This window comes from Pseudoalteromonas sp. 2CM36K, assembly GCF_023161865.1.
GTDB classification, from domain to species: domain Bacteria; phylum Pseudomonadota; class Gammaproteobacteria; order Enterobacterales; family Alteromonadaceae; genus Pseudoalteromonas; species Pseudoalteromonas tetraodonis.
Map to the genome: position 1 here is coordinate 153,289 of NZ_JALNTK010000004.1, position 13,157 is coordinate 166,445.

A 13,157-nucleotide genomic window follows, 5' to 3' on the forward strand; every position below is an offset into this window, starting at 1 on the left:
ATTCTCTCTCTAGTGATGAGGCATACTATCTATAAGCTTGGCTTTCACCATTCTCGCTCTTGCCTCAAGGCGTGAGCTAAAGAATACCCCAGATAGTGCCGCAACCATTCCAGCCATTGTTGGGATTGTTGCCATTGATATGCCTGATGCCATTAAACGTGCATTACCTGTACCTTGGGTTGCCATGGTTTCAAAAACCGCGATCATACCCGTAACAGTACCAAGTAAGCCTATTAAAGGACATACAGCTACTAATGTTTTAATCAACAACATACGCTGATCTAATTTTTCAGACGCTTCAGAAATCCATGCTTCACGGATTCTGTGTGCGTACCAAGACGTAGTGTCTTGGCGGGCATCCCACTTGGCTACTATTTCCTTCGTTAAACGAGGAAATTCAGCAAGTAGGAACCAATAGCGCTCAATCATTAAAACCCACATAAGAAAGAGTGCTATCGCGACCACGTATAATACCTGGCCGCCTGTGCCAACAAAATCCCTGATAGATTCCCATATCTCCATCAGGACTAGCATTAGGCTTTCTCCTTCTCCGCGTGAGTCGCGATGATACCCGCGCTTTGCTCATCAAGGATATGTAATACCGACTTACTACGACTTGCAACAATAGAGTGAAGTAGGATAAGTGGTAGAGCTGCAATAAGACCTAGCGCTGTAGTTACAAGTGCTAGAGAGATGTTACCAGCCATGATCTTCGGATCGCCCGTACCGAACAATGTGATTGTTTGGAACGTTAGGATCATACCGATTACTGTACCTAGTAGACCTAGTAATGGTGCGATAGCAGCAAGGATCTTGATGATGTTAATACCCGCTTCGATGCGTGGCGTTTCACGTAGAATCGCTTCATCAAGTTTAAGCTCAAGGTTTTCAACATCTTGATTTTTGTTGTCAGAGTACACTTTAAGAATACGACCCAATGGGTTGTTTGTATTCGGTGTAGACAAGTTCTTAAGCTGAGCTTTGATCTTAGAAGTAGTAAGCGCTAAATCAACGAAACGTACTAAGAAGATTAAAAGACCTACAGCAAGCAATACGGTGATGATGTAACCAACTTCAGCACCTTGCTCGTAGTACTCCATAAGAGACTTCTTCTGCGTGTTGATACGCAAAATTGCACCACGTGTAGGATCCACGTATACGCCAGCGTAGTTATCAGCTGAAGTACCTTCTAGATCAGAAATACCTTTTAAGATATAGCTGTCAGGTTGCTTACCTAGAGGCTGTATAGACTTAGTCTCTGGTGAGTAGATTAAGTAGCCATCGTCTGTAACTAAGTTGAAGTTACCGATACGTGTTACTTTTTTCATTGACGGGTTACCGTCAAGACCTGCAACTTCAGTTTCAAACGTTGAAACTTTAGCTGACTCAGTCATTTCTGTTTGAAGTGAAATCCAAAGTTCTTCTAACTCACGAACTGTTGGAAGTTCTTTAGCCGCAGCTAATGAACGAAGTACTTCAGCACGACCTGGTTTTTCAGCACTTACTAAAGATGCTTCGATTGAACCAATCGCGTCAGCTGCTGCACGACGAACAACACCAAACATTTCACCTAACGTACCTTGCGCGTTTTGAAGAGCTTGCTCTTTTTCCGCTAAAGTATTTTCGTTTTGTGCATATTCTTTGCTAAGACGATCACCACGTGCTTTCTCAGCAGCTAATTGGCTTTTCGCTTTGTTAAGTAACGCTTGCTTATCAGCACGATCTGATAAGAACTCTTGTTCACGTTGCTTATTGATTTTCCCTTCAGAAATACGCTCTTGCTTTACTTGCTCAAGAATTTTATCTAAAGCATCAGTATTTGCATGTGCATTAAGCGCGGTACCGGCAGAAACAGACAGTACTGCTGCAACAGCAAAACCTTTAAATAGTTTCTTCATTATTGATTACTCCGCGCCAAAAATTGGTAGTTTAACAAGTTCTAGTGTGGCTTGCTTACGCGCCATACGGATCACTTCTTTAACAGGTTTTAGGTATTCTTCACCTAATTCTTTCCACTGTTTAGTGTTGTTATCCCACACCCAAGCGTGTTTTAGATCGAATGATTGCGCAACATAAGTGATACGACCTAAACGACCAATATCTACGTTAATGCTACGACCATCAACATCTAAAGTACCTTGAGAAGCAGTTACAGCTGAACTGTATGCTGTTTCAACAGTGTACGCTTCAAGTACCTGACGGAACTTCTCAGACGTTGTTACAGATGCAGATGCCATGATCTCACGTAATCTTTCAACACGTCCAAGACGAGTTTCAAGGTTAAATGGAACGTCCGCTTTGATGAATTGCTCAAGCGTATCGATCATGCGATACATCAAAGGCACAACGTTTTGTTTAGTGTTATCGATAGTCGCGATTTGACGATCGAACGATGCGATAGACGCGTTTTGGTCTGCGACCAAACGTGCTACGTGATCGTTGTACACTTTCATAAGTTCAGTCTCATCAACGATGCTACGGTACTCAGCGATTAGCTCCTGAGTTTGACCATATACATTGTCAATTTTAGTTTGAGACTTAACCGCAGCCTTTTGAATTGTTTGACCTGCTTTTTGCACGTCATTCAAAGGATCTGCAATCACATTGCTGCTTGCAAATGCAAATGCGCCAACCAACGCAGTTGCTACAAGACTCTTTCTGATTTTAACAGACATAGTTCCCAACCAATTAAGTAATGTTACTTTTATAATTTAATTATCAACCCGTAAGGGGAAGACAACCCTGATATCTTTTAATAGATATCAACTTACCAATAATGCTAAATGCATTAAGTCATGTCAACTTCATGTTTCGCATAACCTATAAATAAATCAGCTTGTTTGTAAGATATTTAAAGGACTCACACAAAAAAATTAACATTATCGTAACTAACGTGACAAATGCAATTTCAGCAAAGCCAGATATAGTAAGAATAATGATAAACCACCTAGTTAAAGTAAACAAAAATATAACATTTAAAATTAACTTAATCGTGGCTGAAAAAAAATTAAAAATAAGCTTATATTCTCTCCCGAATATTCTTTTTTAGTGGTTTTTGAGACTTTTTAAGCTAAAAATACAGCTAATCGTTATTATTCGCGCATTCGTCGCATAGTAATAAGGACGTGCCGATTATCTAAAAAGCAATACAAAGGAGGGGAAATAGATTACAAAGAATCATTTTTATTAACACCTGTGTTTTTTTGTTTCTACTGATCATTAATATCCTGCCGATTTTTTATATTTTTCCATGGAGAAATATCAATCTTACACACTTTTATGAACTCAATATCATTAAACTCATATCAGGCAGTAGACTAAATTTAAATCGCTAGGCGATCATTGGCCAACTACGGAGTAGCGCATAAAGGTTTACGTTTAATTTGGTATATCGGAGTTAAAAATATAAATAATGGATATCAGAAATGAAAGGCAATAAAGAGAGATTAAAAATAGAGTTGATAATTATTTAAGAATTATGGTGAAACAGGTTAGTGTTTCACCACGATGAACTTAGGTTCACATAATAAATTATGCTACTTCTACGTTCTCAGCTTCAGGGCCTTTTTGACCTTGCTTGATGCTGAAAGTCACTGCTTGACCTTCGCTAAGAGTGCGAAAACCAGAACCAGCGATTGCGCTGAAATGTACAAACACGTCAGGACCATTTTCTTGTTCAATGAAACCAAAGCCTTTAGCTTCGTTGAAAAATTTTACTTTACCAGTAACCGACATACTAAATTTTCCTGTAAGTCAATAATTAAAATTCAGCCATATAATTATGGCAATATCCTCCCTGAGTCAATGCCCAAAAAACTGGAGGTGATAGTACAGGAAGAAGTAATAACCAAACCGGTAACCTTAAACGCAGCACAATACCGTAATTCAATACGCAAAAACTCAAAGCAAATTAAGATTAACACATTAAAATTTTTTTAGCTCTATTATTTAGGATTTATTTTTGAAGTTTCATTGTTTTACTAACTACGGTCTAACCTTTTAATTTTTATAGAAAATAACAAACAAAACATTGTATTTTTTATAAACAAATTACAATTGCTTTAAAATAGTTTTTATCAGTATATTTTTTAGCCACTTAAAATAAAAAACCACCTTGAATTTAAGGTGGTTTAAAGTTTAGTGCTTAAATATTAACTATTTAACTTGCCAGTCGATAACGCTCTCGGCTTTGATTGGTACTACTTCAGAGTCACCTAGCGAGTAGCTTGCCGGCACTGTCCAAGGCGATTTTTCTAAGGTAATAGTGTCGGTATTACGCGCTAAGCCATAAAAATCTGGACCAAAATGGCTTGCAAAGCCCTCTAACTTATCAAGCGCATCAGCCTCTTCAAAAGCTTCAGCATAAAGTTCAAGAGCAGCATGTGCAGTGTAAGCACCTGCACAACCGCATGCAGCTTCTTTTTTATCTTTATAATGTGGCGCTGAATCAGTGCCTAAAAAGAATTTTTTATTGCCACTCGTTGCAGCCGCCATAAGTGCTTGCTGATGAATGTTTCGCTTTAATATAGGTAAGCAATAATAATGTGGGCGAATGCCCCCTGCTAACATATGGTTACGGTTATATAGTAAATGATGCGCAGTAATTGTAGCTGCTACGTTATCAGAGGCACTTTTTACAAACTCGACTGCATCTTTCGTTGTTATGTGCTCAAGAACAATTTTAAGCTCAGGGAAGTCAGCGACAACATCGCCTAGAATAGTATCTAAAAACACTTTTTCACGGTCAAATATATCAATAGACGAGTCGGTTACTTCACCGTGGACGAGTAACAGCATGCCAACTTCTTGCATTGCTTTTAACACCGGATAAATATTTTTAACCGATGTTACGCCAGAATCTGAATTTGTGGTTGCACCCGCTGGGTACAATTTAGCTGCAAATATTTTACCCGTTGCTTTTGCCTTTTTTATCTCTTCTGGTGTCGTTTTATCAGTAAGATAAAGTACCATTAGTGGCTCAAACTGCCCTTGAGGTTTCGCTGCCATAATGCGCTCTCGGTACGATAATGCGGTTTCAGTACACGTGGCTGGCGGTACTAGGTTTGGCATAATGATCGCGCGGCCCATATAACGACTGATATCACGTACTGTATCTTTTAGCTGATCCCCGTCGCGTAAATGTACATGCCAATCATCGGGTCTAGTAATCGTTAAAGTTGTCATTTTGCTCGTCATCGTAAAATCCTAATGCTTAAGTTAACTGATCATAGGCATATGGGGTTTTCGAGTAAAGACCTTATTAAAAATAATCCTTAGATACTATATATAAAGTAAACTTTACACTTCACGCTTCTAATTTATCGTTTTATTTTGTAGAAAGGTTAATATTAGGTTAACGTATGTACCTTTAATAATTATAAGGCCTACCTTCGTTGCCTATGTCGAACACTATCGATACTACTAAAGCGCTCGAAACTAAAACGGAACAATTGAGTATAATCAATCAGTTCTCCTCAAGTTTATTGCAACTGAATACGTTAGAAGCGCTTTTTAGTTATGTCACCACACAAGTTGTTAATCGACTTGGATTTGTCGACTGCGTGATTTATTTAGCCGATGACAGCCAATCTACGCTAAATCAAGTGGCGTCTATGGGTATTGAAAGCGAACACACTAGTTACCAGTCAGAACGAAAGTTAATCCGCTTTAATGAGGGGATAACGGGCTATGCTGCATCAACTGGGCAAGCGTTAATAATTGGCGATGTAACTAAAGACAGCCGCTACATTGCTGATGAGCGCCCTGCACAATCAGAGCTGTGTGTGCCTTTAATATATAAAGATAAAGTACTCGGCGTAATTGACTGTGAACACCCAATAAAAAATTACTTTACCAGTTCACATTTAGAAATTTTAACTACCGTTGCCCACTTACTAAGCGCAAAAATAAATCAAGTGAATACCGTCAACAGCTTGCAAGATACCGTTCGGCAACTTAATAATGCGCAAAAATTAGAAAGTAGCCTACTTCAAATAGCTAACTTAACCTATAAAGCACAAAATTTAGATACCTTTTTTAAATCGCTGCATGTGATTATTGATAGCCTTCTTAATGCAAGTAACTTTTTTATTGCTTTGTATGATAAAAAAGAAGATGTTCTAGATTTTGTCTATACCGTTGAAGGCGGTGTACAAACAAACACGCATAAAATTATTTCAAAAGATCAGTTAAAAGAAACAGCCTCTTACTATTTATTAATTAACGAGCGCCCTTTACTGCTTAATAAAGAGCAATACCGACACTATATAGAGCAAGGCCACTTTAAATTGTTCGGTGAACTAGCAGACTCTTGGCTTGGTGTGCCATATAAAGTTAATGAGCGCATGAGTGGCGTTATTGTCGTACAAAGCTATGACAAGCAACATTACTACAACGAACATGATAGCTCGCTGTTGACGTATGTGAGCCGACAAATAAGTATGGTTATAGACAGGCATTTAGCCCGCCAAGAACTCGAGCACAAAGCACTGCATGATGAACTAACAGGGCTTGCCAATCGTTCGTTACTAATAGAAAGAATGAAGCATGCAATTTTACGCTTGAATCGTGCAAAAAAAGGTACTTTTCATGCTCTGCTCTACCTTGATTTCGATCGCTTCAAAAGTATTAATGATTCGTTAGGCCATGAAGTAGGTGACCATTTTTTAATTGCTATTTGTAAATTGATTACTCAAACCGTTCGCAATACTGATACCTTTTCTCGCTTAGGTGGCGATGAGTTTGCTATTTTTATGGAAAATCTCAGTCATCGTGACCAAGTAAACGATGCCCTCGCTCGAATAAAAACCGCCCTGTCAGATCCCATTGATATTGATGGTCATTTACTGCAACCCTCTACCAGTATTGGCATTGCATTTAGCGATAATGTAATCGATGAAGCATTTGTTTTATTACAGCAATCAGACGCGGCTATGTACGAAGCAAAATCATCAGGGCGTGGCCAAGTTAAATTTTTTAATAATGTCATGCGTAACAAGTTAAAAACACATGCCGACCTTGAAAATGATTTACAACACGGTATTGAGCATAATGAGTTTGAACTGTATTTTCAGCCTATTTTTAACATTACTAGCAGTGACGTTATGGGGTTTGAAGCTTTAGTACGTTGGCATCACCCACGAAAAGGGTTTTTATCGCCAGGTGACTTTATCCCCATTGCAGAAAAAACGGGGCAGATTATCAATTTAGATTTGCATTTGCTCGACCTTGCAGCACAGCATATCGCTTTATGGCAACAACAAGGGCATCGTTTTTTACGCGTTACGGTTAATGTTTCATCTCGCCACTTCGCAAGTTTAGAGTTTGTAGATCAGCTTCACGCGATCTACAAAAAACATCAACTACCTTTAGGCTCATTATGTCTAGAAATAACCGAATCGGGATTGATTGAAAATTTAGAGTTAGCAACACAAATTATTCAAGGATTGTCGCCTTTAAAAGTATTGCTCTGTTTAGATGACTTTGGCACCGGTTACTCTGCCCTTGGTTACTTGCATCAACTGCCTATTCATGTCCTTAAAATTGATAAAAGCTTTATCGATAATTTAAAAACCACGGCCAATCCATTGATTGATGCTATTTTAACCTTAGCCATTTCATTAGATCTTATTGTTATAGCAGAAGGGATAGAAAGCCCTGAACAACTCGCTATTTTGCAAAAAACCCAATGTGATTATGGCCAAGGCTTTTTAAAGTCTAAACCTGTTACAGCAAAAGAAGCTATTTTACTAATACATAGCCCTCTTTAATTAATAAGCCAGGGTTGCTGGCTTTTAAAAATCACAGTAATTTCTTACACGCTTTTGCCAGCCCATTAGCTGGCTGTTCTATTGAATGCTATATGACTTATTTTGCCAACACTAACTCATGCGACGTCACTTTACAGCTTTTTACACTCTGCCTTATAACTACTTACTTAAGTAAGGGTCTATTTAACCAGTAGAAAACTTATAATTAGTTTTATGTCACATTGTTCTCAGTAAAATCTTTAACGCCATTAGAGAATGCTTTAATACGTTATATTATTTAAAGACGTATACGAATTAGTATTAATGTGCGCCAATGAGTAGCGGCTAATCATTAAATCCCTGCCTTCGCTGCTTTTTTCAATCGTGTATCCTTTGAATCCGAGTTGCGTTTACTGAGCTTTTGCCTGCCAAACCCTTCGCCGTAAATTTTAATTAACATTTTAACCTCGCTATGAAACATCTAAATAACCTGAACTTTGGTTAAGAGATTTACTAACGTATTGAATCAAAATTGATATTTATATTTATTTTCTCTAGCCAGAGATTTCCAGTGAAAACAAGGCGAAATTACGCGTCAATAGCTCGCCTATTGCAAGTAAATTCAACGTAGTTAGCGCTGTAAATAGCTGCTTGAGATAGATTTATTATCCAGAGTTCAGGTTAAATATTAATGTCGCGCTATAACCTACTTACTTTAGAGAGTTACATAACAATAAAGTTATCTGTTACCAGGACAAAAATCATTAATAAAAAACTCAAATAAACATGAGACAAATTCAACAACATATAAAAAATTAAACACTATTTGACTCGGCAAAGTTAAAAAACTTAATATTCGCAATAAAAAACACACTAAAGTGCAATTTTATAGCCGTCCAGACGTTGAAACGGTTTTTGTAAAGGCGTAGTATGTAATGAATCTGAGCTATACTCACCATATCTATGAGATTTATTAAAGATGATTGACATTAAACACTTAAAAACAATTGCCACCCTTAAGGAAACGGGTTCTCTCGTCAATACAGCCCGCGAACTATTTTTAACTCAGTCAGCTTTATCACATCAAATCAAAGATTTAGAAAACAAATTAGACTGCCAGTTGTTTGAGCGTAAAACTCAACCAGTCCGATTTACACCTCAAGGTATGTTATTACTTGAATTAGCACACGACATATTACCTAAATTAGAAGCCACCAAGTGCCGACTCAAAGAAAGTCTAAACCAGCCTATTTCGCAGCTGCGTTTAAGCGTTGAATGTCATGCCTGTTTTCATTGGTTATTGCCTACCATTAAAGAATTTAATAACTTTTGGCCTGATATAAAAATTGATTACGAGCGTGGCTTTAGTTACGACGCTATCCCAGACTTATTAAATGATGAATTAGATCTCGTGCTTACATCAGATATTCGCGACCCTGACAAACTTGAATACGCCCATTTGTTTGACTTTAAGCTGAAACTGATTGTGGCACCAGATCACGACTTAGCGAAAAAAGCCTATGTAACTGCGCTTGATTTGAAAAGCGAAACTATTATTTCTTACCCTATTCCGCGTGAGCGCCAGGATATATTTAAGCATTTCATCCAAAATGCGCGTTTTGACGGCACGCTAAAAACGGTTGATCAAGGTTTACTTATATTTCAATTAGTCAGTGCAGGTATGGGTGTGGCCGCCTTACCCGATTGGTTAGTAACCCCGTATGAAAGCCAAGGGTTAATTAAGTCAATTCCACTGGGCGCGCTTGGTTTAACGCGTCCTATGTACTTAGCGATGAAAAAAGATATGAAAGATAATCCAGTTTATCGTCACTTTTTAAACACCTGTAAATTAAATAACGGTCGATAAACCTTAAACTTATGAGTAACATGCTAATAAATATACTTAACCATGTTGCTCATTATGTTTGAACTAAAAAAAATACTAGGCGGCTTGCTCATGCCGTTACCTTTGTTGGGTTTAGTAAGCCTAATATTACTTATTTTTGCGCTCAAACAGCGAAAGGTCGCAATCGCTTTATCTTTAATGAGCCTTGTAACTTTGCTACTTGCCAGCACCCCTTTGGTGGCCAACTTACTGATTAAAAATAGTCAACCAACCTCATTTGCATTTAATTATCTTAAACACCCCAATATAGATAAAATTGTGGTGCTTGGCTGTGACATAAACCCCAACCCTGCATTGAGTGCAAACAGCCAGTTAGGTAATTGTGCGTTAACCCGTTTGGTGGAAGGAATGAGACTTGCTAACATTTATCCCCATGCGCAGCTAATTGTTTCAGGTGGGGGGTATGAAAAAGTCACCAACAGCGCGTTAATGTATAAAACCGCAATTAGCTTAGGTATTAATAAAAATCGTATTGTGCAAAATCCAAACGCAATGGATACCGCCCAAGAGGCAAAACTTTTAGCCTCAAAACTCGTTGATTACAAGGTCGCTTTAGTCACCTCAGTAAGCCACATGCCCAGAGCAAAAAATTTATTTAATGCGCAAGGCATTAACGTTATCCCTGCCGCAACTGATTACCACAACTTTGCCGCTTTCCCTTGGTATAAACAACTCATACCCAATGCAAAAGCACTACTAGTAGTCACCCAGTATGCTCATGAAGTTATTGGCAATGCGTGGATAAATGTACGCCGTACAATTAACCCTGAAGCACTTTAATTAAGTTAACGCTTATTACGCTGGGTAAATTCCCCCTAAAAAACCGCAATTATTTGCGTTTTACACAGGGGGTTATAAAAAAATCAAACTGAATATTCGTTTATAGTAGCGTTGGGTGTTTTGTTATTCTTAGAGGGTTTTAACCTCAGCTGTTTTATTCCAAAGCCGGTACAGTGTCACTAAAAATACGCAAAGAAGTAGCAGGCTTAGTGCTGTTAAATTCTCAACACCTAAAGCATCAAAAGTAGCACCGAAAATGTAGCCTCCACCGACTAAAACAATAACCCATAGCAGTGTAGAGCATCCATTTAACACACTAAAACTGCGCCAACTAATTGCTGTAAGCCCTACGGGAAGGGCACCAATCGTGCGTAATCCTTTAGGATAACTATATAAAAAATGTAGGCTGTGCCATGGCGTTCAACAAGCTCACTGGCTGTTTTAAATAATCGACCAAGGCGGCCTGGTTTTTCAATCCATGCCGCGCCATACGCTCTTGCTAGAGCAAAACGTAATTCATCGCCCAAGTAGCCAACCACTTTTTAACGCACAATAACCAAAAAGTAACAGATAAACCAACAACCCGTACTGCTCAATTAAAGCTAATACCCCTTCCATTTCATTCCTTTAAAGTAACTACCTTAGTAGCAAGCAAAGTAACATTGTAATTTAAACGAGGTAAGTACAGCGAAAGATCTGTGTTTTTTGCAATATAAGAATGGATGTAATTATGATTTTAAGCGTAGGTTTATATCTATTACGTTTATTCAATTTTTGGGATGCATAAAACCAAAAATAATTAACTCACAAAAAGATAAAAGGGTATGCGGGTATATAAAAAATCAACATACTGGCTTATTATAGTTTGCTAAATTAGCTATTTAGAACACTAGATTTAAATAACCTACCCGAAATACGTTACAAGTAGGTTATTTATAAAATTACTTTTAAGCTAGGTGTTTACACAGGATTGTCTATGTCAATAAATGTCACGTCAAAACCATGTTGCTTAGCAAGATATTCGCCTAATGCTTTTATGCCGTAGCGCTCGGTGGCGTGATGACCTGCGGCAAAAAAGTCGATATTTTGCTCGCGTGAGCTGTGTATGGTTTGCTCTGATGCCTCACCGGTTATGTAAGCATCAATACCATGCTCGGCTGCTAAGTCGATATACCCTTGCCCGCCACCAGTACACAAAGCGATGGTTTCAATTTTATCAGTACGTACTAAACTCGTTAGTGGCTCGCGCTTAAGCACTTGGCTTATTTTTTTAGCAAATTCACTGCCCGTTAGCGGCGTTTTTAAACGCCCTCTCATCGCTACACTGTTGTTAGTTGGCTCAAGGCCTGCTTCAATTTCAATATCGAGCAATTGCGCCAGCTGTGCGTTATTACCCATTTCAGGGTGAATATCTAACGGCAAATGATAGGCAAATAAATTGATGTCGTTAGCTAAAAGCGCAGCCACACGACGTTTTTTCATGCCAGTGATAGGTTGTGACTCGCCTTTCCAAAAATAGCCATGGTGTACCAAAATGGCATCGGCATTATTTTCAATCGCGGCATCAATAAGTGCTTGGCTTGCCGTTACACCCGTTACTATGGTACGTATCTCATCTTTACCTTCTACCTGAAGCCCGTTTGGACAAAAATCGTTAATGGTTTCTGGCTTTAACAGGGTGTTTAATAATTGATTAAATTCTCTACGTTGCATACTACTTACCTTACTTTGCACTGAATTTTGTACAAATTTTGGCGGTTATGCGCTAAAAATGAAAGGAAAATCGCAAAAAATTGAAAAACAGTTCTAAAATAGGTATAAATACCTCTTCTTTATCTGTGTAAACAACGTATTGGGTCTCTGATGAGCAAACTAGACAAAACAGAAGTGTTATCTGCCTTTGAAGCTGCATATGAAGCTGCCAACGGTAAAAAACCTGAAATAACAACTAAACCTGGCTGGTATAGCATTGATGGCGGCAAGAACATGCGCCTAGCTGATGTAGCAGAGCTGACTAAAGAATTAAGCTCTGGTAAGTCTACAAAAAAAGCTGCAGTAAAAGCACCTGCTAAAAAAACTAAAAAAGCTGCTCCTGTAAAAGCACAGAAAAAAGCGCCTTTCACCGTGATCACACAAAACGAAGAAGGCTACACAGCAGAAGAGCTTTGGATAGTTGAGCTTGCTCGCAAAGATCACGATTGCCGCCTACCTCGCGGTGTTGTTTGATCTACTGAGTGCTTTGTATAAAAGAAACCGCGTTAAGCGGTTTTTTTATATTTATTATCCATCAAGTATTGAATAAACTACCTCGCAACAAAGCCAGACAAAACTATAAATACAGTTCCTGCCAGTACTGGCATTATTAAAAAATCCCAACTTTGGCCAGACTCAATAATTAAGATAGGGTTGCGCCGGCAACAGGGTGAATAGTTTTTGTGATTATCATTAATGTTATAGCAATACCCAAAGCCAGCCCAACCATAATCGCACTATCAGCTAAAAACAACCCCAATCATTGCGGTCAACATATGTCCCCCTATTACTTTTTTGGCATAGCTAACGGGCTCTGCGGTACACTAAAAACAAGTACAGCTGTTGCGCCGAATGGCGCCATTAACCAAATACCGTAATCACCCATATAATTTAGCCACGCCAAAAACCCCAAAACAAAAGTAGAAAAAACACCTGCGATTAATACCGACTTTATTTGCTCACTATGCATA

Annotated in this window: 11 protein-coding genes and 1 pseudogene; 4 read left to right on the plus strand and 8 right to left on the minus strand. The window is 38.4% G+C overall.

The features are described from left to right. Window positions 1-9: 9 nt before the first annotated feature. The 5 genes from MTN97_RS03905 to pyrC all read right to left on the minus strand — a co-directional run bounded on the left by MTN97_RS03905 (window position 10) and on the right by pyrC (window position 5,196). A complete protein-coding gene (locus MTN97_RS03905; protein ID WP_036982306.1) occupies window positions 10-534 on the minus strand; it encodes a MotA/TolQ/ExbB proton channel family protein in 525 nt (174 codons plus the stop codon). Further along, entirely contained in the window at window positions 534-1,898 is a 1,365-nt protein-coding gene (locus MTN97_RS03910) for a MotA/TolQ/ExbB proton channel family protein (RefSeq protein WP_036982301.1), read from the minus strand. The genes MTN97_RS03905 and MTN97_RS03910 overlap by 1 nt, the downstream gene beginning before the upstream one ends. Window positions 1,899-1,904: 6 nt before the next feature. Further along, the gene (locus tag MTN97_RS03915; protein ID WP_013465204.1) at window positions 1,905-2,675 is read right to left on the minus strand and encodes a DUF3450 domain-containing protein; all 771 of its coding nucleotides are present in this window, start codon (window positions 2,673-2,675) and stop codon (window positions 1,905-1,907) included. Window positions 2,676-3,531: 856 nt separating this feature from the next. Then, window positions 3,532-3,735 carry a cold-shock protein gene (locus MTN97_RS03920; protein ID WP_036982297.1) on the minus strand — a complete coding sequence of 68 codons (204 nt, stop codon included), beginning with the start codon at window positions 3,733-3,735 and terminating at the stop codon, window positions 3,532-3,534. Window positions 3,736-4,155: 420 nt separating this feature from the next. Further along, window positions 4,156-5,196, minus strand: a complete 1,041-nt coding sequence (pyrC, locus tag MTN97_RS03925; protein ID WP_248473727.1) for a dihydroorotase — start codon at window positions 5,194-5,196, stop codon at window positions 4,156-4,158. Window positions 5,197-5,399: 203 nt separating this feature from the next. Here pyrC and MTN97_RS03930 point away from each other — a divergent pair, with 203 nt between their 5' ends. The 3 genes from MTN97_RS03930 (at window position 5,400) to MTN97_RS03940 (ending at window position 10,434) form a co-directional block, all read left to right on the plus strand. Then, window positions 5,400-7,769, plus strand: a complete 2,370-nt coding sequence (locus tag MTN97_RS03930) for an EAL domain-containing protein (protein WP_248473728.1) — start codon at window positions 5,400-5,402, stop codon at window positions 7,767-7,769. A 958-nt stretch (window positions 7,770-8,727) separates the two neighbouring features. After that, window positions 8,728-9,615, plus strand: coding sequence for a LysR family transcriptional regulator (locus tag MTN97_RS03935; RefSeq protein ID WP_036982291.1), 888 nt, complete (start codon window positions 8,728-8,730; stop codon window positions 9,613-9,615). 54 nt (window positions 9,616-9,669) lie between these two features. Continuing rightward, a complete protein-coding gene (locus tag MTN97_RS03940) occupies window positions 9,670-10,434 on the plus strand; it encodes a YdcF family protein (RefSeq protein ID WP_248473729.1) in 765 nt (254 codons plus the stop codon). 347 nt (window positions 10,435-10,781) lie between these two features. On the opposite strand, the gene MTN97_RS03945 is transcribed toward MTN97_RS03940, so the two are convergent. Continuing rightward, window positions 10,782-10,961 (minus strand): hypothetical protein, encoded by a 180-nt coding sequence (locus MTN97_RS03945; RefSeq protein ID WP_248473730.1) that lies wholly within the window; start codon window positions 10,959-10,961, stop codon window positions 10,782-10,784. A gap of 433 nt (window positions 10,962-11,394) precedes the next feature. Further along, window positions 11,395-12,147, minus strand: coding sequence for a Nif3-like dinuclear metal center hexameric protein (locus MTN97_RS03950; RefSeq protein ID WP_036982289.1), 753 nt, complete (start codon window positions 12,145-12,147; stop codon window positions 11,395-11,397). A 150-nt stretch (window positions 12,148-12,297) separates the two neighbouring features. Between MTN97_RS03950 and MTN97_RS03955 the strand changes: the two genes are divergently transcribed. Then, window positions 12,298-12,660, plus strand: coding sequence for a hypothetical protein (locus MTN97_RS03955; protein ID WP_008114254.1), 363 nt, complete (start codon window positions 12,298-12,300; stop codon window positions 12,658-12,660). A gap of 77 nt (window positions 12,661-12,737) precedes the next feature. Here MTN97_RS03955 and MTN97_RS18090 read toward each other — a convergent pair. Next, window positions 12,738-13,156: pseudogene (locus tag MTN97_RS18090) on the minus strand (HPP family protein). Window position 13,157 lies beyond the last annotated feature (1 nt).